22 protein-coding genes are annotated in these 18,960 nt (G+C 72.4%); 10 read left to right on the plus strand and 12 right to left on the minus strand.

The annotated features are described in order from the left end of the window. Positions 1-92: 92 nt before the first annotated feature. The 5 genes from QSK31_RS45410 (at position 93) to QSK31_RS45430 (ending at position 4,020) form a co-directional block, all read left to right on the plus strand. Positions 93-1,394, plus strand: coding sequence for a DUF4832 domain-containing protein (locus QSK31_RS45410; RefSeq protein ID WP_285691337.1), 1,302 nt, complete (start codon positions 93-95; stop codon positions 1,392-1,394). 63 nt (positions 1,395-1,457) lie between these two features. Then, a complete protein-coding gene (locus tag QSK31_RS45415; protein ID WP_285691338.1) occupies positions 1,458-1,580 on the plus strand; it encodes a hypothetical protein in 123 nt (40 codons plus the stop codon). Between the two features lie 121 nt (positions 1,581-1,701). Continuing rightward, positions 1,702-2,295 (plus strand): GNAT family N-acetyltransferase, encoded by a 594-nt coding sequence (locus tag QSK31_RS45420; RefSeq protein ID WP_285691339.1) that lies wholly within the window; start codon positions 1,702-1,704, stop codon positions 2,293-2,295. Between the two features lie 305 nt (positions 2,296-2,600). Continuing rightward, positions 2,601-3,122, plus strand: coding sequence for an RNA polymerase sigma factor (locus tag QSK31_RS45425; RefSeq protein WP_285691341.1), 522 nt, complete (start codon positions 2,601-2,603; stop codon positions 3,120-3,122). Beyond that, positions 3,112-4,020, plus strand: coding sequence for a hypothetical protein (locus tag QSK31_RS45430; protein WP_285691342.1), 909 nt, complete (start codon positions 3,112-3,114; stop codon positions 4,018-4,020). The genes QSK31_RS45425 and QSK31_RS45430 overlap by 11 nt, the downstream gene beginning before the upstream one ends. Before the next feature lie 220 nt (positions 4,021-4,240). Here QSK31_RS45430 and QSK31_RS45435 read toward each other — a convergent pair whose 3' ends face one another. Further along, positions 4,241-4,612 (minus strand): YchJ family protein, encoded by a 372-nt coding sequence (locus QSK31_RS45435; RefSeq protein ID WP_285691343.1) that lies wholly within the window; start codon positions 4,610-4,612, stop codon positions 4,241-4,243. A gap of 23 nt (positions 4,613-4,635) precedes the next feature. Here QSK31_RS45435 and QSK31_RS45440 point away from each other — a divergent pair, with 23 nt between their 5' ends. Continuing rightward, a complete protein-coding gene (locus QSK31_RS45440; protein WP_285691344.1) occupies positions 4,636-5,430 on the plus strand; it encodes an SDR family oxidoreductase in 795 nt (264 codons plus the stop codon). Between the two features lies 1 nt (position 5,431). Here QSK31_RS45440 and QSK31_RS45445 read toward each other — a convergent pair whose 3' ends face one another. Further along, positions 5,432-5,923, minus strand: coding sequence for a DinB family protein (locus QSK31_RS45445; RefSeq protein WP_285691345.1), 492 nt, complete (start codon positions 5,921-5,923; stop codon positions 5,432-5,434). A gap of 27 nt (positions 5,924-5,950) precedes the next feature. Here QSK31_RS45445 and QSK31_RS45450 point away from each other — a divergent pair, with 27 nt between their 5' ends. Continuing rightward, the gene (locus QSK31_RS45450; RefSeq protein WP_285691346.1) at positions 5,951-6,523 is read left to right on the plus strand and encodes a GNAT family N-acetyltransferase; all 573 of its coding nucleotides are present in this window, start codon (positions 5,951-5,953) and stop codon (positions 6,521-6,523) included. On the opposite strand, the gene QSK31_RS45455 is transcribed toward QSK31_RS45450, so the two are convergent. Continuing rightward, positions 6,490-6,813, minus strand: coding sequence for a hypothetical protein (locus QSK31_RS45455; RefSeq protein ID WP_285691347.1), 324 nt, complete (start codon positions 6,811-6,813; stop codon positions 6,490-6,492). The genes QSK31_RS45450 and QSK31_RS45455 overlap by 34 nt on opposite strands. A gap of 91 nt (positions 6,814-6,904) precedes the next feature. On the opposite strand from QSK31_RS45455, the gene QSK31_RS45460 reads away from it, so the two are divergent. Then, positions 6,905-7,996 carry a serine hydrolase domain-containing protein gene (locus QSK31_RS45460; protein WP_285691348.1) on the plus strand — a complete coding sequence of 364 codons (1,092 nt, stop codon included), beginning with the start codon at positions 6,905-6,907 and terminating at the stop codon, positions 7,994-7,996. A gap of 39 nt (positions 7,997-8,035) precedes the next feature. Here the strand turns inward: QSK31_RS45460 and QSK31_RS45465 are convergent, their stop codons facing one another. The 8 genes from QSK31_RS45465 to QSK31_RS45500 form a co-directional block, all read right to left on the minus strand. Next, positions 8,036-10,243, minus strand: coding sequence for an MMPL family transporter (locus tag QSK31_RS45465; protein WP_285691349.1), 2,208 nt, complete (start codon positions 10,241-10,243; stop codon positions 8,036-8,038). Position 10,244: 1 nt separating this feature from the next. Continuing rightward, positions 10,245-10,793, minus strand: coding sequence for a TetR/AcrR family transcriptional regulator (locus QSK31_RS45470; RefSeq protein WP_285691350.1), 549 nt, complete (start codon positions 10,791-10,793; stop codon positions 10,245-10,247). 101 nt (positions 10,794-10,894) lie between these two features. After that, a complete protein-coding gene (locus QSK31_RS45475; RefSeq protein ID WP_285691351.1) occupies positions 10,895-11,623 on the minus strand; it encodes a hypothetical protein in 729 nt (242 codons plus the stop codon). Between the two features lie 10 nt (positions 11,624-11,633). Beyond that, on the minus strand, positions 11,634-12,818 hold the full coding sequence (locus tag QSK31_RS45480) for an ABC transporter permease (protein WP_285691352.1): 1,185 nt from the start codon (positions 12,816-12,818) through the stop codon (positions 11,634-11,636). Continuing rightward, on the minus strand, positions 12,815-13,513 hold the full coding sequence (locus QSK31_RS45485; RefSeq protein WP_285691353.1) for an ABC transporter ATP-binding protein: 699 nt from the start codon (positions 13,511-13,513) through the stop codon (positions 12,815-12,817). Before QSK31_RS45485 ends, QSK31_RS45480 begins: the two co-directional genes overlap by 4 nt. Further along, the gene (locus tag QSK31_RS45490) at positions 13,510-14,739 is read right to left on the minus strand and encodes an efflux RND transporter periplasmic adaptor subunit (protein WP_285691355.1); all 1,230 of its coding nucleotides are present in this window, start codon (positions 14,737-14,739) and stop codon (positions 13,510-13,512) included. The genes QSK31_RS45485 and QSK31_RS45490 overlap by 4 nt, the downstream gene beginning before the upstream one ends. A gap of 23 nt (positions 14,740-14,762) precedes the next feature. Continuing rightward, on the minus strand, positions 14,763-15,536 hold the full coding sequence (locus QSK31_RS45495) for a response regulator transcription factor (RefSeq protein WP_285691356.1): 774 nt from the start codon (positions 15,534-15,536) through the stop codon (positions 14,763-14,765). A 60-nt stretch (positions 15,537-15,596) separates the two neighbouring features. Beyond that, positions 15,597-16,838: an efflux RND transporter periplasmic adaptor subunit gene (locus QSK31_RS45500; protein WP_285691358.1), complete on the minus strand. Its 1,242-nt coding sequence runs from the start codon at positions 16,836-16,838 to the stop codon at positions 15,597-15,599. Positions 16,839-16,994: 156 nt separating this feature from the next. Between QSK31_RS45500 and QSK31_RS45505 the strand changes: the two genes are divergently transcribed. Further along, a complete protein-coding gene (locus QSK31_RS45505) occupies positions 16,995-17,522 on the plus strand; it encodes a hypothetical protein (protein WP_285691359.1) in 528 nt (175 codons plus the stop codon). On the opposite strand, the gene QSK31_RS45510 is transcribed toward QSK31_RS45505, so the two are convergent. Further along, a complete protein-coding gene (locus tag QSK31_RS45510; protein WP_285691360.1) occupies positions 17,519-18,205 on the minus strand; it encodes a TetR/AcrR family transcriptional regulator C-terminal domain-containing protein in 687 nt (228 codons plus the stop codon). The two genes, QSK31_RS45505 and QSK31_RS45510, sit on opposite strands and share 4 nt — an antisense overlap. Positions 18,206-18,290: 85 nt before the next feature. Between QSK31_RS45510 and QSK31_RS45515 the strand changes: the two genes are divergently transcribed. Then, entirely contained in the window at positions 18,291-18,740 is a 450-nt protein-coding gene (locus QSK31_RS45515) for a nitroreductase/quinone reductase family protein (RefSeq protein WP_285691361.1), read from the plus strand. Positions 18,741-18,960 lie beyond the last annotated feature (220 nt).

Consider the following 18,960-nt stretch of genomic DNA (forward strand, 5'->3'; position numbering starts at 1 on the left):
AGCAACACGGAGGAACCCGGCCGAGCGCCGGGCCCTCACCATGCCTACAGAACAGCTAAAAGCACGCGAATCGCATTCATCGAATCATAGCTATGGGCCGACGGCCAAGCGAAAGACTGAGGCTAGCGTCCCTGCTCACCGGATCGTCGTTATGCTCCACCGTCACCTATCCAGGCTCTTCGGAAACGTTCGCCAATCCGGAGCGCGGCTTCTACCACCACACCGGCGAATGCAACGCGTCCACCTTCGACGAGGCGACGCTCCGGACCTACCGGACCTCGCAGAGCATCTCGCTGGTGATGTGCATCTTCTACCTGCGGGAGTTCAAGACGTCGCCGATCTCCGCGTCGGCGCTCGCCCATCTGCAGTCACAACTGGACACCGTCCGCCGGGCCGGGCTCAAGGTCGTGCTGCGGTTCGCGTACACCGACTCCGACGACGTCGACGCGACCCCCGCGCAGGTGTCGTCGCATCTCGACCAGCTGGCGCCCTACCTGCGGAACAACGCCGACGTGATCTCGGTCGTGCAGGCCGGGCTGATCGGCACCTGGGGCGAGTGGTGGGACACCCGCAACTACGGTGACGAGGGCGTGATCAACGAGCAGAACTGGCGGGACCGGAAGGCGGTCACCGACAAGCTGCTGAGCGTCGTCCCCACGTCGCGGGCCATCCAGCTGCGCACGCCCAAGTTCAAGCGCACGATGTACGGCACGTCGACCACGGTGCCGCGCATCGGGCACCACAACGACTGCTTCCTGGCCAGCCCCGACGACTTCGGCACGTACGAGAACCCGTCGGTCGAGTACCCCTACCTCCAGCAGGACACGCTGCGGGTGCCGATGGGCGGCGAGACGTGCGTGGTCAACCCGCCGCGCTCCCAGTGCCCGACGGCGACGTCCGAGCTGGCCGGGTTCCACTGGTCGTACCTGAACACCGACTACAACCGGGACGTCCTCGCCGGCTGGAGTCCCTGCATCGCGGACGTCACCCGCAAGCTGGGCTACCGGTTCGCGCTGACCAGCGGCACCTACCCGTCGTCGGCGACCCGCGGTGGGTCGCTGCCGGTGACCATCGGGGTGCGCAATGACGGGTACGCGGCACCGTACAACCCGCGCAACGTGCGGCTGGTGTTGCGCAACACGTCCAGCGGGGCGCTGACCCGGCTGGCGCTCTCGGCCGACCCGCGCACCTGGGCGGCCGGCGCCACCGCCTCCATCAACCAGTCCGTGACCGTCCCGTCGAACCTGGCCACCGGCCAGTACCAGCTGTTCCTCGAACTGCCCGACCCGCTCCTGGCCGCCCGGCCGGAGTACTCGATCCGCCTCGCCAACCAGGGCACCTGGGACGCGGCGACCGGCCTCAACAACCTGAACGCCACAGTCACCGTGAGGTGATGCAACCGTCCTGCGCCGGGGCCGTGACCGTGTCACAGCCCCGGCGCGGCCATGCTGGTCGGCATGACGGTGATCAGCACGTGGCGAGTCGAGGACCAGCCGCCGACGCGCCTGACCGTGGCCCGCGAGCTCGTCGCGGTCTGGACGGTGCACGTCCATCGCTCCCTGCGCCTGATCCTCTCCTAGCCCAGGGGCCCCCTGACGTCCCGGCCCTGAGCTCTCCGACGTGCTGGCCTGAGCTCTCCGAGGTCCCGGCCTGAGCCGCTGACGTCCTGGCCGGTGCCTGTGACGCCCTAGCCTGGGACCGGTGACGTCCTACCTGTCGACGCCGCCGGCCATTGCCGCCGGCACCCTCTCCGCAACCTCGCAACCGACGCTCCCCGCCCCCGGAGACCTGGTCCTGCGGCCGTGGGATCCGGCCGACGCGGCCACCTTCCTCGGCGCCTACCAGGACGCCGCGATCCGGCGCTGGCACACGAACCGGCCGTCCACCGAGCAGGACGTGCACGACTGGTTCGCGCGGTACCGCGACGACTGGACCCACGAGCGGGCCGGCCACTGGGCCGTGACAGGCCCGGACGACGCCGTGCTGGGGCGCATCGCCCTGGGCCGGTGGGACTTCGCCGACGGTCTTGCCGCCTGCGCGTACTGGGTGCTGCCGGCCGCCCGTGGCGCCGGTGTGGCGTCCCGTGCGCTGATCGGGCTCGGCGACTGGGCGTTCGAGGCCGGGTTCCACCGGCTCTATCTGGATCACTCGACCCGCAACGACGCGTCCTGCCGGGTCGCGGTCAAGGCCGGCTTCGCGCTCGAAGGAACCCAGCGCAGCGCCGGCATCCACGCCGACGGCCGCCACGACATGCACCTGCACGCCCGCATCCGCGGCGACCAGCCGCCCGCCTGACTTCCGGCCGTGGCGGCAGAACGAATGTCCTTTCCCTGCAGAAAGAACGTTCGTTCTCTCATTGCGCCCGTGTTGCGCCGGCGTTGCGCGCCCCTCGCCTCTGCTCCTGTCGCCGCCCGCGCCCGCGCCTGCGCCCCGCGCCCCGCGCCTGCGCCCCGCGCCTGCGCCCCGCGCCCCGTGGCCTGCGCCGGCAAAGTCGTTGCAGCATTTCGTCGCGTGCCGGCGTTAGCCAGAGTGGTAGAGGGGAGCGGCATCCGAGCACCGGATGCCGCCCCTGCCTACCACTGGGGCTTGGGGGAGCGGGGATGCGGGACAGTGGCGCCTTCGACGAGTTCTATCGGGCGACGTCCGCCCGGATGGTGCGCTACGGCTACGCGATGACCGGGGATCTCGGTGACGCGCAGGACGTGGTGCAGGAGGCCTACGCCCGGGCGTGGCGGCATTGGCGCAGCGTGGCCGGGCATCCGGCGCCCGAGGCGTGGGTGCGGCTGACCGTCAACCGGCTGGCCACCGACCGGTGGCGCGCACTGGGTCGGTGGCGGGCGGCGCTGATCCGGACCGGTCCACCCGAAGTGGCCGCGCCACCGGGCGAGACCTCGGTGCTGCTCGCCACCGCGCTGCGCAAACTGCCCATGCACCTGCGGCAGGCGATCGTCCTGCACTACCTGTACGACATGTCGACGACCGACATCGCCGCCGAGACCGGATCGCCGATCGGCACGGTCACCTCGTGGCTGCGCCGTGGGCGGCTCGAACTCGCCGCCATTCTGAACCCGTCCGGCCCGTACGCCGGCAAGACCCTTCTGGAGGCGAACGATGTCGACTGAGCTGGAGCGTGCCTTCGCTGCCCTGTCGTCGGACGCCGACCGGGCCGGCCTGGCCCCGCCGCAGAGCATCCGCCGCGAAGGGGACCGGCAGCGGCTGACCGTCGCCCTGGCCGGTGCGGCCGCCGTCGCCGTCCTGGTCACCGGCGTCAGCGTCGGCGCCCGGTTGGTGGCCGGCCCGGACCCCTCGCCCACGGTGCCCGCCGTCACTCCGGGGCCGGTCAGCCCTGCGCCGCCGTCGCCGAGTCCGTCGAAGTCCCCGAAGAGCGCCGTCCCGGTGGTGCCCGGCAAGAGCAGCCCGTCCACCCCGGCGCCCCCGGAGGCGCCCGACATCCCGGATTCGATTCCGGCCCGCGCCTTCGTCCGGGCCGCGGACGCCCCCGGCGAGGGCAGCACACCCGAGCGTCAGGGTGCCGGCGACCATGATCTGCCCGGCTTCTGCGGCAGGTCCTACGAGCAGCGGTCCGCGACCGGCATCCGGGCCACCCAGGTGATGTTCTACAAGTCCGCCGGCTCGCCCGCCGACTCGACGCCGAAGTCGGCGCTCTACGAGGACGTGATCGTCTTCCGGGGCGACGGCGCCGAGAAGTTCATGGACGGCCTGCGCGCCGCGGTCGGCGACTGCCCCGGCGAGGAGGGCGACGAGCGGAACGTGTCGCTGGGCGAGATCGGCGTCGGCGACGATTCGCTGCTGATCGAACGGAACAACCCGGCCATGACCGACGAGGGCGTCCCGGTCGGCGACGGCTCGCTGCACCGCGTCTACTTCGCCGCGATCCGCGTCGGCGACTCGGTGGCCTTCCTCAACGACACCGGCTGGGAGTCCGGCTCCGCCGACCGCGCCGACACCACGCATCTGGCCCGCAAGGCCGCCGACCGCCTGAAGGCCTGGCGGGACTAGCATCGCCCGGATGTTCGAGGGGACTTCCTCGAGGACGAGCGGGTGACGCGGGTCTGAGCGGCGACAGGTTCAGCGTCATGAAGCCTGGGCCGCGGCGGCTGCCCTGGTCTGAACCCACCACCAGCGCGAGACCCGCGTTCACGGCCCTACGCGGCGCGGAGGCCGCGGTGTGCCACGAGGATGGGGTGTTGCGGTTGGGGAAGCGAGTCGCGCGTACCCGTCAAGGGTTGTGAAGCGGTCCCCAATAGACCCACCGCTCCTCGTGGCGGGTGAAGCGGCTGCGCTCGTGGAGGCGGCCGCGGCGGCCGGCGGTGGAGTAACGGGCGACGAACTCCACCTCACCCTCGGTGTCGAACATGCCGCCACGCGCCGTGAGCACGGTCAGGCCGGTCCACTCGGTGTCCGGGTCCTTCCCGATCGCGGCGGGACGGGTCCGCGGGTGCCAGGAAGTGAGCAGGTAGTCGCCGCGGTCCAGCGCGAACGCCGAATACCGCGACCTCATCAGGGCCTCGGCGGTGGGCGGCGCGGCGCCGTCGTGTGCCGGGCCGCAACATTCCGCGTACGGCAGCCCGAGCCCGCAGGGACACATCATGGCGATCACCCTATGCTGCGCTGATGAGTCGAACGGCGTTGGTCACGGGAGCTTCGTCGGGCATCGGTCAGGCGACCGCGGCGGCCCTCGCGAAACGGGGCTACCGGGTGATCGGGACCAGCCGCGATCCCTCCCGGGCGCAGCAGATGGACGGCGTCGAGTTCGTCCGGCTGGACCTCAACGACGACGCGTCGATCGAGGCGCTCGGCGACACGCTGCGCGGCGTGGACGTGCTGGTCAACAACGCCGGGGAGAGCCAGTCGGGGCCGTTCGAGGACCTCCCCGGGTACGCGGTGCGCCGGCTCTTCCAGACGAACGTGTTCGGTGCGGTGCGGCTCGCCCAGCTCGCGCTGCCGGGTATGCGGGAGCGCGGCTACGGGCGGATCGTGATGGTCGGCTCGATGGTGGCGTCGTTCCCGATCGCCTACCGGTCGTCGTACGTCGCCGCGAAGGCCGCGCTCCGGGGCTTCGCGACCGCGGCCCGCTACGAGCTGACCCCGTTCGGCGTGTGGCTGACGACGGTCGAGCCCGGCTCGATCCGCACCGGCATCAGCGCGCGCCGCACCAACTTCGTCGCCGAGAACTCGTCGCACGGCAAGGACTTCGCGGCCGTACTGTCCTATCTGGACAGCAACGAGCGCGGCGGCACCCCGGTCGGCAAGGTCGTCGAGACGATCATCCGCGCGATCGAGGCGGACCGCCCGAAACCGCTGTACGCGGTCGGCAGCGGCGCCCCGCTGGTCTTCGCGTTGCGCCGCCTCATCCCCCGCACCACCGCGGAACGCCTCATCCAGCGCCGGTACGGCATCACCCGCTGAGTCACCGGCCGACCGCGCCGTCGAGCTGTTCCCGCAGGATGTCGGCGTGGCCGGCGTGCCGGGCGGTCTCCTCGATCAGATGCACGAGCACCCAGCGCATCGACGGCGGCTCGGTCTCACGCAGCGTCCGCGCGCCCGGCCGGCTCAGATCCGCGACCCGCGCGACGATCCCGTTGGAGTGCGCCGCGGCCGCCCGATAGGCGGCGACCAGGTCGGCCGGGGTGTCGTCGTCGGTGACCGCCGCCTCGTCGTCCTCGAGCGGCCGGTCCTCGGCCGCGTAGGACCACGCGAACCAGTTGTACTCCACCGCGGTCAGATGCTTCACCAGCCACAGCAGGCTGATGCCCGAGCCGGCACCCGGCCGGCGGGCGCCGTCCACGCCCAGCGCCTTCGCGATCACCGCCTCGCGCAGATAGTCCAGGAAGGCGGCAAGCGTCTCCCTCTCACCGCTGTTGATGCTGGGCGGTCGCCGGTCACCACGTTCATCACTCACCCACCCACTCTGCCGTATCGTGACCGGGTGTCCTTGACGAGCGAACGCCTGAGGCTGCGCGAACTGCGCGACGACGACCTCCGGGACCTCGTCGCCTGGTGGCAGGACCCCGAGGTGCTCGTGACACAGACGTCGGCCGTGATGCACCCCCGCCCGGCGGCCGAGGTCGCCGAGCTGTACCGAGGCTGGAGCCGCAACCAGGGCACCGACGCCGGCCTGGTCGTCACCGACCGCGAGCAGGGCACGGTGCTGGGGCACACGGCCCTGTACGGCGCCGACGCGCACAACCGGACGGCGACCTTCGCGATCATGATCGGCCCGCCGCACCAGGGCCAGGGCCACGGCACCGAGGCGACCCGGCTGATGCTGCGCTACGGCTTCACCGAGCTCGGCCTGCACCGCGTCCAGCTGACCGTGATCGGCTCCAACGAGCGAGGCATCGCCACGTACCTGAGGGCCGGCTTCGTCGAGGAGGGCCGCGCCCGCGAGGCCGTCTTCCGCGGCGGCGCCTGGCACGACCTGGTGCACATGGGAGTCCTGTCCCGAGAGTGGAGCGCCGCGGCGTCTCACCTCCGGCCGGGGAGACCGGCGGCAAGGTGACGAAGAACCTGCAGTGAACTCCAGGCCCTCGCGGATGCGCGGCCCGTCCCCACCGACGCGGGCGTGTGCGCTCGCGCGGCGGGGCGGAAGACGACGGCGCCGACGTTCTCGGCGAACAGGGCTGCGTACACCAGCCAAAGGTCCTGAGGGTCGCGGACCAGGAGCAGGAGGGCCACGGCGACGGCCCGCGGCACGTCGGCGGCGACGACCAGCAACCAGGTGCCGAGCCGGCTGACCGAACGGGCCAGCCACAGCAGCCGGAAGTCGCGTATCCGCAGGGCATCTCTCACCGTTGGCAATCCTGCAAGAACCGGTCGTGGGTGTCGCAGCGTACTTGGTCACAGAATCGGGCGCGCCCCCGAGCAGGAACCGGGGACCGAGATGACCATCACCACCACTGAGCCGTCCGCCGCTGCCCACCGCCCGCCGTCCTGGTGGGAACGGCAGACCGACCGTGTCATGCGGCGTCCGCTGAACGAGTGGACGTTCACCCACATGAACTGGCTGCTCCCGACCGCCCGGGTCGCCCGTGGCCGGGCCGGGAACCCGCTGCCCGCCCAGCCGAGGCCGCTGGACGTGACCTACGAGTTCGGCGAGTGGGAGCACAGCATCGAGGATCTGCACCAGCGCACGTTCACCACCGCGTTCGTGGTGCTGCACCAGGGGCGGATCGTGCACGAGCAGTACCGGGGCGTGTTCGCGGTGCCGCGTACCCGGATGCAGCTCTTCTCCGTCTCCAAATCGGTGACGTCCATGCTGGTGGGCATCGCGCTCGCGGACGGGGCGATCGGGAGCGTGGCCGACAAGGTGACCGAATACCGGCCCGACTTCCTGGGCACCGCCTACGACGGGGTGACGATCGCCGACCTGCTCGACATGCGCAGCGGCGCCGGCGAGGAGGAGACCTGGGGCCCGGACTCGGCGATCCGCCGCTTCGAACGCGCGGTGCTCAGCGGCGGCGACGTCGCGGAGATCGTGCGGTCGGTGCCGCGCGGGTGCGAGCCGGGGGAACGGTTCAACTACTCGACGTTCGACGCGCAGGTGCTCGGCTGGGTGCTGGAGGCGGCGACCGGGGTGCCGCTCGCGGCGTACGCGTCGGAGCGGTTGTGGCAGCCGATCGGCGCCGTGACGGACGCCTTCTACGGGCTGAGCCGGTCGAAGCCGCGGACCGCGATCAGCGCCGGTGGCCTCAACGCGACCGCGCGTGACCTGGCCCGGGTCGGGCAGGTGATGGCGGAGGGCGGCGGCCTTCTCGCACCGGCGCCGTCCGAGGCGCCCGGGTACTCGAACCAGTGGTGGACCTTCCCCGGCGGCCGGTTCAGCGGCATCGGGGTGCACGGGCAGTACCTGTTCGTGGACCCGGCGGCGTCGGTGGTGATCGTGAAGACGAGCGCGTGGCCGGTCGAGGAGGACGACGCACTGGAACAGGAGTCGATCGCGGCCCTGACCGCGGTGGCCGGCAGCTTGGCGTAGCCGCTGGGCGCCGGAGCGGCGTCCAGCGGCCGTTCACTCTCAGACCCGGACGGGCTCCGGGTCGGCGGTGGAGGAGGCAGGCGGCGGGGCGTCGATCTGCTTGCGCAGCTTCTCGCCCTCGATGTCGACGTCCGGCAGGACCTTGTCGAGCCAGCGCGGGATCCACCAGGCGCCCCGGCCGAGCAGCGACATCACCGCCGGCACGATGGTCATCCGGACGATGAACGCGTCGATGGCCACGCCGATGGCCAGGGCGAAGCCCATCGACTTGATGATCGGGTCCTCGATCAGCACGAAGCCGGCGAAGACGCTGGTCATGATCAGCGCCGCCGCGGTCACCACGCGGGCGCCGTGGCCGGTGCCGCTGACCACCGCGTGGTACGGGGTCTCGCCGTGCACGAAGTCCTCGCGCATCCGCGACACCAGGAAGACCTCGTAGTCCATCGCCAGCCCGAACAGGATGCCGATCAGCAGTATCGGCAGGAAGCTGACCAGCGGCCCGGGGCTCTCCAGTCCGACCAGGTCGGCGAGGTGGCCCTGCTGGAAGATGAACACCGTGATGCCGAACGTGGCGCCGACGGTGAGCAGGAAGCCCAGCGCGGCCTTGACCGGCACCAGGATCGACCGGAAGACCAGCATCAGCAGCAGCACCGACAGGCCGACCACGAGCAGCAGGTAGATCGGCATCGCGTCGGACAGCTTCTCGGACACGTCGATGCCGATCGCGGTCTGGCCGGTCAGTGACACGTCCGCGCCGCCGAGGTTGTGCGTGCGCTCGCGTACCTCATGAACCAGGTTCTCGGTGCTCTTCGAGGTGGGCCCGTCCTTGGGGATCAGGCCGAGCAGCATGGTCTTCTTGTCACCGCTGGGGTTCGGCGGCGTGACCAGCAGCAGGTTCGGCGTACCCCGCAGGGCGGTCGTGACCTGGCCGGCGGCCGCGGCGGTGGTCTCCGGCGAGTCGCTCGACACGATCAGCGCGAGCCGGCCGTTGAAGCCCGGCCCGAAACGCTCGGTGATCACGTCGGCGGCCAGCCGCGCGGGGGAGCCCTCCGCGCTCGACCCGGGTGCGGGCAGCGCGAGGCGCATGTCGGGTGCCGGCAGCGTCAGCGCGCCCAGGCCGAGGATTCCCACGATGATCACGGGTACGCGCAGCTTGATGACCATTCGCGCCCATCGGAAGCCGAAACCCTCCTTGGTGGCCGCGGCGACCGCGGACGCCTCGTGCCGGCCGGCGCCGCGCAGCTTGCGGGGCAGGATGCGCAGACCCGCGAAGCCCAGCAGGGCCGGCAGCAGCGTGAGGGCCACCAGCACGGCGACCGCGACCGTCCCGGCGGCGGCCAGACCCATGACCGTGAGGAACGGGATGTTGACCACGGACAGCCCGGCCAGCGCGATGATCACCGTGACACCGGCGAAGAGCACTGCCGACCCGGCGGTGCCGACCGCACGACCGGCGGCCTCCTCCGGCTCCAGCCCTTCGACCAGGTTCTGCCGGTGGCGGGACGTGATGAACAGCGAGTAGTCGATGCCGACCGCCAGGCCGAGCATCAGGGCCAGCACCGGCGCGGTGCTGGTCAGCTCGATGACGCCGCTCAGCGCGAACAGCCCGGCCATGCCCGCACCGACGCCGATCAGCGCGTTCAGCATGGTCATCCCGGCCGCCACCAGCGAGCCCAGCGTGACCAGCAGGACGATCAGGGCGATCACCACGCCGATCGCCTCGGTGCCGCCGACCTCCGGCGGGGCGCCGAGGATCTCGCCGCCGTGCTCCACCTGGAAGCCGGCCTGCTCGGCGGCGACGCCACTGGTCAGGAACGCGTCCTTCTCGTCCTCGGTGATCTGGTCCGCGCGTTCCTTGAACTGCACGTTGATCAGCGCGGTGCGCATGTCCGGCGAGAACGCCTTGGCCTGGTACGGGTCCACCGCGGCGAGCACGCCGGGCAGAGCGCCGGCCTCCTTGACCAGCCCGACGACCTGGTTGGCGACCGTCGGATCCTGCAGTGTCCGGCCCGCGGGCGCGGACACCACGATCACGCCGGTGGCGCCGCTGGCCTCGGGGAACTCGTGCTGGAGCGCGTCGATGGCGCGCTGCGACTCGGTGCCCGGCATGGTGAAGTTGTTGCCGGTCTCGCCGCGCAACGTCAGCGCCGCGGTGCCCACGGCGGCCAGCAGCACCAGCCACAGGACGCCGACCGCCTTGCGGCGGCGGAACGAGGCCCGGCCGAGCCGGTAGAGAAGGGTTGCCATCTCAATCCTTGTCGTGGTGAGGGGTGATCAGCGCACGTCGTGCGACGCGCAGAAGTGCGGGACGCAGCTGGGCGGCGTCCCATTTGTCGTCGATGGCCACGTTGACGACTCCGTGCAGGACGGTCTGGGCGGCGATGATCTCCGCCGGGTCGTCGGAGCGGGCGGTGATGGCGGCGCACAACTCGTCGGCCTGAGCCAGGACGCTGCAGAAGGCCGGCTCGCTGTGGAACTGCGGCACGACCTCGTAGACCAGGGCGGCCTCGCGCCGGAACTCCAGCACGAGGTCGACGAAGCGCTCGATGGCGAGCGCCTGCGCGGCGGCGGGGTCCAGGTCACCGAGGTCGGCGAGCAGGCCGGTCAGCGCGTGCTCGGCGGTGGCCACCAGGGCGAGCAGGATCTGCTCCTTGCCGGCGAAGTGGTAGAGCAGGGCGGCCTTGGAGCAGCCCACCTCGACGGCGATGTCCTGAAGCGACGTCCCCTTGAAGCCGACGCGGGCGAACTGGTCACCCGCGACCCGGAGGATCTCGTCGCGCGTGCTGACGCGAGCCATGCGCACCATGGTGCCTGACCGATCGGACAGGCTCTGACCGATCGGTCAGGAAAGTGGCAGAGGTAACAAAGAGAAAGAACGTTCTTTCCCGGTGGGCGGCCTTACTGCTTCGTCACGCTGGTCGCGGTGACCGCGTCCTCGCCTGCGGCGGTGCCCTGCACGGTGATTCTGGCGCCGGCTTTGATGTCGCTGAGCTTGGCGGGTGCTGAGGTACGGACGGAGGTGTCCTTACCCGTCTTCACGGTGACGACCGTGCCGTCCGCGGTCTCGACGTAGATCGTGCTGCCCTGCACGAGCTTGACCGTGCCGGTCGTGGCACCGGCTCCGCCCGTCGTGACACCGGCCCCGCCCGTCGTGACACCGGCCCCGCCCGTCGCGTTCCCGCCGTCGGCCCCGCCGGTCGTGCCGGGGGCGCCCTCGGCCCCGCCGGGCGCGTTGCCACCGGTGGTGCCGCTCCGCTGGCCGAAACCGCCGCCGTTGGCCCCGCCGCCGGCCCCGAAACCGCCCGCCGGGAAGTTGCGTCCGGTGGTCTGCTGGCTCGTTCCGGTCTGCCGCTCGGTCAGCGCGCCACCGAGGAAACCGCCCGCCACCAGCACCAACCCGACCAGCGGGAGGGTCGCCCTGTTGTGCCAGCGCCGAGGTGCGGCCTTGGCGAGCTCGGCAGCGAGGCCGTCCGGCGCCGCCTCGTCATCGGCGACCGGCAGGACGACGGTCTCGTCGGCGGAGGAAGGGAAGACGGAGGTGGAAGGCGCGGCTGAGGTGGAAGGCGCGGCGGGGTCAGCGTAAGGGGACGCGCCGGAGTCGGACCGGGCGGAGTTGGCGGGGGTCACGGCGGGGTCCTCACTCGTAGCGCAGGGCGTCGATGGGGCGGAGACGGGCGGCGCGGGCCGCGGGCAGGCCGCCGAAGAACAGGCCGATGGCGATCGAGACACCCAGAGCCAGGGCGACCGAGCTCGGGACGATGACCGGGCGTACGCCGACGATCTCGAACCTGCTGCCGATCAGCGCGGCCAGCACGCCCAGCGCGCCCCCGATCACGCTCAACAGCGTGGCCTCGATCAGGAACTGGGTCAGGACGGTCCGCCGGGGCGCGCCGAGCGCCTTGCGGATGCCGATCTCGCGGGTCCGCTCGGTGACCGTGACCAGCATGATGTTGGTGATGCCGATGCCGCCGACCAGCAGGCTGATCGCGGCCACCGCCCCGAGCAGCGCGGTGAACGTGTCGGCCGTCTCGGTCTGCGTCTCGAGCAGCTGGGACGCGTTCTGGATGCGGTAGGGCGCCGTGTCGCCGGCCGTGACGCCGAGGCGCTGGTCGAGGATCGACGCCACCTGGGACTGCACGGCGCTGACCCGGCCGGGCGACGCCGCCTCGACCAGGATCGAGTTCAGCGCCCCGTACCCGGTGAGAACCTGGCGCACCGCGGTGAGCGGGGCCACCGCCGTGTCGTTGCTGTCCTGGAAGCCGGTCGAGCTCTTCGCGGCCAGCACCCCGATCACCGTGAACAGCGCCCCGCCGACCGTGACCTGCTGGTCGATCGGGTCGACGCCGGGGAACAGCTCCTCGGCCACGGTCTGCCCGATCACCACCACCCGGCGGCCCTGCGCCTCGTCGTCGGCGGTGAACGCGGCGCCCTGCCCGACCGGCGTGTTGGAGGCCGTGAACCAGCCGGGTGTGGTCCCGACGAAGCTGTTCACGTCGTGGTCGGTGCCGTCGTACGTGAGGGTCGCCGACGCGCTGACCACCGGCGACACGGAGGCCACGTCCGGCGCGAGAACAGGATCGGACAGCGCCGAGGCGATCGGCAGGGTGAGGGTGGCGCCACGCCCGGTGCCGAGCACGGTCACCGTGTTGGTGCCGAGCGCCTCGATCCGGGAGGCGACCGCCTGCGCCGAGCCGTTGCCGACCGCGACCAGCAGGATCACCGCCGCCACCCCGATCAGGATGCCCAGCATGGTCAGCGCCGACCGCAGCTTGTTCGCGGACAGCCCGCGCAGCGCGAACCGGACGACCTCCCCGACGCTCATCGGTGAGCCTGCTGCCTGACGTCGGTGACGACCTGCCCGTCGACCAGCCGGATCAGGCGGCCGGCCCGGTCGCCCACCTCCTTCTCGTGGGTGATCAGCACGATCGTCCGCCCGTCGGCGCTGAGCTGGTCGAACACGTCGAGGATGTCCTCCGTGGAGCGGGTGTCCAGGTTGCCGGTGGGCTCGTCGGCGAGCAGCAGCGCCGGCTCGGTGACCAGCGCGCGCGCCACCGCGACGCGCTGCTGCTGCCCGCCGGAGAGCTGGTTGGGTTCGTGCCGGGCCCGGTCGGCGAGGCCGACCAGGTCCAGAGCGTCGAGGGCGCGGCGCCGTCTCACCTTGGCCTTGATTCCCGCGTACGCCAGCGGAAGCTCCACGTTGGCCAGTGCGGTGGTCCGCGGGATCAGGTTGAACGCCTGGAACACGAAGCCGATCAGCCGGTTCCGGGCGAGCGCGAGCTGCCGGTCGACGAGCCGGCTGACGTCCACCCCGTCCAGCCGGTAGCTGCCGGTGGTCGGCACGTCGAGCGCGCCGAGGATGTTCATCAGCGTGGATTTGCCGGAGCCGGACGAGCCCATGATGGCCAGGTACTCGCCGCGGGGCACGGTCAGCGTGACGCCGCGCAGGGCGTGCACCGCGGTCGGGCCGTCGCCGTAGGTCTTGGTCAGGTCCCGCACGTCGAGGACCGGCCGGCTCATCGGCCACCCCGGACCTGACCGCCGCCGCCGGCCGGGAAGCCCCCGCCGGCCGGGGCGCCGCCGCCACCGGTGAGGCCACCGAGTCCACCGCCGCCGCGCTGGAACTGCCCGCCGTTCTGCTGCGTACCCGTGGCGGTCTCGCGAAGGACCACCCGCTCGCCGGCGGCGAGCCCCGACGTGATCTGCGTGGCCGCGTCGCCGACCAGGCCGATCTCGACCTGGCGGACCTCCTGCGCGGTGCCGGCGAGCACGGTCACGGTGTGCCGCCGCCCGGCCGTGGTGACCGCCTGCGAGGTCACGAAGATCGCGTCGTCGACCTGACCGGTCACCACCGCCACCGAGACCGTCTGGCCGGGCTTCGCGCCGGTCGGCACCTTGTCCAGGGTGAGCGTGACGCCGTAGGTGACCGAGTCGCCCGACGGGGACTGCCCGGTCGTGCCGCCGGTCGTGCCGGACGTCGACGTGGCGGCCTGCGGGTCGATCGCGGCGACCTCGGCGCCCTCCTGCACGCCGTCGAGGGCGTTCCAGCTGACCGTGGCGGCCAGCTTCTCCTTGAGCGCGGTCGCGTCCGCCTCGGCGAACTGGGCGGTGACCTGCAGCTTGGTGAGGTCGGAGATGTCGATGAAGCCGCCGGTGTCCTCGGACGTCGTGGTGGTCTGGCCGCCCTGCTGGGAGGTGGACGACCCGGAGGCCGCGCTGCCCAGGGTTCCGTTGACGGCGACCACGGTGCCGGCCATCGGCGCGGTCAGCACGGTGCCGTCGACGCCCGCCTCGGCCTCGTCCACCGCGAGCCGCGCCTGGGCGACGTCGTTCTCCGCCGACGAGGTGTCCGACCCGGCGTCCTCGGCCCGGTCCAGCGCGTCCTCGGCGGCGTCCAGATCGGCCCGCTCGGTGTCCAGGGTGCGCCGCGCGGCGGCCGGGTCCACCTCGGCCAGCGTCTGCCCCTTCCTGACCCGGTCGCCGACCTTCACCTTGATCTCGGTGACCGTGCCACCGGTGGTGAACGTGGCGCTCGCCGTGCTCGCGGCGGCCACCGAGCCGTCGGCGGTCACCGTCTTCGTGACGGTTCCCTGCTGGGCGGGTACGGAGCGGACGGCCGAATCCGCGGCCTGTGCGGTCGACGGTCCCGCCAGCACTCGACAGATCACGTAGCCGCCGCCCGCGAGCAGCAGCACCAGCGCGATGTTGACGAGCACCGACGGCCGGCGCAGCGACGTGAGAGACACGCGCCTACTGTGGAGACCGCTGCTCAAGAGAACCTCGGAGCGGCCTCGGAGTCGGCTCGCGGCCGGCGCAGGGTGTAACCGACGCCCCGGACGGTGTGCAGCAGCGGCGGCCCGACCGTGTCGATCTTGCGCCGCAGGTAGTACACGTACGACTCGACGATGCGCCCGTCGCCGCCGAAGTCGTACTTCCACACCCGGTCCAGGATCTGCGCCTTGCTGACCACCCGGCCGGCGTTACGCAGCAGGTAGTGCAGCAGGTTGAACTCGGTCGGCGACAGCTCCACCAGCCGGCCGCCGCGGCGCACCTCGTGGGCGTCCTCGTCCAGCTCCAGGTCGGCGTAGCGCAACGTAGCGCCGGTGGGCGGCGGGACCGGGCCGGGGCGGCTGCGGCGCAGGATCGCCCGGATCCGCAGCACCACCTCCTCGATGCTGAACGGCTTCGTGACGTAGTCGTCGGCGCCGGCGGCCAGCCCGGCCACCCGGTCCTCGACCGTGTTCCGCGCGGTCAGCACCAGCACCGGGACGGTCCGCCCGGCCGCCCGCAACCGGCGGGGCACCTCCAGGCCGTCGCCGTCCGGCAGCGCGACCTCCAGCACGATCAGGTCCGGCTCGTACTCGTCGATCGCGGCCAGCGCCGCCTGCCCGGAGGTCACCACCCGGACGTCGTAGGCCACCAGCCGCAGCGTGGCGGAGAGCAGACCGGACACGTGCGCCTCGTCGTCGACGACGAGCACCCGCCCGGCGTGCGCCGGAGGGTCGGCGAGGAGGGCGGTCGAGCCGCTGGTATCAGGAAGCACCCGGAAGAAGTATCAACGCTTCCTTTGAATCCGCCATGAATGTCGTAGGAGCCAGCTGAGTCACCAGGAGCGGCTGACGACGTCACCCTCGGCGAGGCCCGCGGTGATCTCCGTGTACGCGTCCCCGCGCAGCCCGACACCGACGGCCACCTCGACGCCCGCACGCAGCACGGTTCCCTTGTCCCCGGTGACGTCGTGCACCGCGGTGCTGGGCACGCGCACCACGTCGCCGGCCGACCCGGTGGTCACCCGCAGCGCCGCCCGCTGGCCGATGAGCAGGCCGGCCGGCGCCTTGTCGAAGGCCAGCACCACGCCGTAGCGGACCATCGTGCCGTCGTCCGTGCCCGCCGGATCGACCTGGACGACCGTGGCGGCCGCTTCGTCGTCCTGTCCGGCCAGCGTGACTGTGGCCTTCTGCTTCACCGCGAGCCGGCCGGCGTCCGCTTCCGGGAAGTCGGCGCTGATCTCCATCGTGCCGCCGGCCAGCGAGACGAACGCGGAACCGGCCCGGACACCGCTGCCGACCTTGCCGGAGACGCTCAGCACGCGGCCGGCCATCGGGGCGGTGATCGTGGTCCCGTCCAGGGCGTCCTCGGCGTCGGCCAGGGTCTGCTCGGCCTGGTGCAGGCGCTGCTGCGCGCTGAAGATCTGGTCCCCGCCGCCGCCCTGACCCGTGCCACCTTGACCCGTGCCGCCTTGACCGGTGCCGCCCTGGGGCGTCGTCCCGGTTTCGCACGTCTGCGGCTGCGACGGCTTCGGCTGGGTCGCACCGGTGGGACGTGTGCCGGTCGGGCCCGTGGTGGCCGGGCGCGTCGTGGCCGGCGCGGGGGCCGGGCTCGAGGTGGCCGGGCTCGAGGTGGCCAGGCTCGAGGTGACCGGGGCCGGGGCGGCGGCCGGCACGTCGCAGCCGGTGGAGGTCGTGGTCCTCGCGGCCGCCTCGCGGGCCGACGTCAGCGCGTCCTCCGCGGCACCGACGTTGTCGCGGGCGGTGTCGACGGCCTCGGCGGCGGTCGCGTCGTCGATCGAGGCGAGCACCTGACCCGCCGTGACCACGGTGCCGGCGCTCACCTTGACGCTCTCGACGGTGCCGGCGGCGGTGAACGACAGGCTGCGGGTCTGCGCCGGCTGGACCGTGCCGGTCGTGGCGACCTGCGCGGTCACCGGACCGCGGTCGACGGTCGCGGTCGTGGGCGCCGCCGCCGGCTTCGCGTCGTCGGCGAGCAGCGCGCGTACGCCGAAAAAGGCCGCGGCCGGCACGACCAGGCCGACCACCGCCCAGAGTGTCCACCGGCCGATCCGCATGGCCGGAAGTCTGGCCGGTGGTCCTCGCCGCCGCCTCGTGCCCACCTCGGAGTTGCCTCGGAGCTTTCCCAGGCGGCTCCCAGCGGCGTCCGACACTCCCGGGAGGTCGATGGTCTTCGCTGTTCGGCGACCCTCTACCCACCGAAGGAGACGATCGTGGCGCTGCACCGAACCGGACTGGTCCTGGCTTCGCTGGCCCTGCTGTTCGGCGCGGCCGCGTGCGGAGGCGGCAGCGGCGACGACCCGGCACCCGCGAACGGCGGCGGCCCGGGTGGCGAGGGCATGAACGCGTACTTCGAATGCCTCCAGAAGAACGGTGTCACGGTCGCCATGCCGTCCGGCGGCGCCCGTGCGTCGAGGGGTCCGCGACCCTCCGGTGAGCCGCGTCCGTCCGGGCAGCCGCGGCAGGGCGGCGGGGGCTTCATGGGTGGCAAGCCCGAGGGCGTGGACGACGCGACCTGGGAGAAGGCGCAGGCGGCGTGCGCGTCGGTGCGGCCCAGCTTCGGCCCGGGCGGCGGCAACGGGCGCGGCGACGGCGGTGGGATGTCCCCGGCCTACCGCAACTGCCTCCAGGAGAACGGCGTCACCATGGGGCAGGGCTCGCCGGCGCCGGACGACGGCGCGCTGCGGAAGGCCCGCGAGGCGTGCAAGGCGCTCGCCCCGGCCCCGCGGCCCTCCTCCTAGGCGTCCGCGTCCGCCGACCGGCGGCGCTCCAGGCCGTCGAGCAGGATGTCGAGGGCGAAGGCGAACTCCTCGTCGTCGTCGCAGCCGCCCAGCGGGCCGTCGTGGGAGACCACGGCGGCCAGCTCGGCGATGTGCGGCATGGTGGCCGCCCACTGTTCCGCCTGCGCCGGCGAGGGCGGGGCGGCGGACGGCGAGTCGTCGAAGAGGTCCTGGCTGAACCCCAGGATGCGGCTGCCGAGCAGGTGGATGGCGTGGTGGCCGAGCCCGACCGAGCAGCCGCCGCCGCGCATGATGCCCAGCACCCGCTCGATGTGCAGCAGGACCGCCGGTGACGGGTCGGCGCGCTGCTCCAGGACGCGGGCCACCCACGGGTGCCGGGTGACGGTCGCCCGCGCCACCATGATCAGCTCGCGCAGCTCGCCGGCCCACGGCGCGCCGGTCGGCGGGGGCGGGTCGATCTCCGCCACCACGGCGTCGGCCATGGCGCCGAGCAGGGCGTTCTTGTCCGGCAGGTGGTAGTAGATCGACATCGCGTCGACGCCCAGCCCCTGGGCCAGCCGGCGCATGCTCAGAGCGTCCAGTCCCTCCCGGTCGGCCAGCTCGACGGCCGCCGTGACGATGCTCTCCCGGCTCAGCCGGGCGGTGGCGCGGGCGGGGGAGCCGGCGGTTGAACGTCGTGGCACGAACCGAAGCTTACTTCTTCCCCCGGGTGGCGCACGGGCGCTACTCTACGGCGTAGACCTACACCGTAGGGCAAGGGGAGGCGTCATGGTCAAGTCACTTCCGCCGCGATGGTTCGTCCGGTCGGCCTGGGTCGCGCACAAGGCGCTCCTCGGGATCACCAGGGATCGGGTGGGCCTGTCCAAGCCGGGCGACGGCAGGTTCGGCATGCTCCGGCTGCACACCGTGGGCCGGCAGTCCGGGAGGCCGCGGGCGGTCGTGCTCGGCTACATCGAGGACGGCGACAACCTGGTCACGCTGGCGATGAACGGCTGGGCGCCGCCCGAGCCCGGCTGGTGGCTCAACCTCCGGGCCCGCCCGGAGGCCGAAGTGGACATGGCCGGCGGCAGACGCGCGGTCGTCGCCCGCGAGGCCACCGGCGCGGAACGCGAGCGGCTCTGGGCGACGCTGCGCGGCGTTTCCGGGTACGGCGAACTGGACGCACTCGCCGCGAAACGCGGCCGCGAGACCGCCGTGGTGATCCTCGGCCCACGGTGACGACGGCTGCTCCGCCCGGGGCCCCGTCTCGCCGGGAACCGACGTCATCCCCCCGTACTTGCGCGTGCCGCGCCGATGACGTCGGCCCCGGCGGCCGGGCGGAGCAGCCACCGTCCCGTATCCACTTTCGCCGGAAATCCTGGGATGAGCCAGGAAACCGACCGGCAGTTGACCGGCAGTTACGCTGACACCTCACGGGGGAGCGCAACGGCGGAGGTGG

Source organism: Actinoplanes sp. NBRC 103695 (genome assembly GCF_030269485.1).
GTDB lineage: Bacteria > Actinomycetota > Actinomycetes > Mycobacteriales > Micromonosporaceae > Actinoplanes.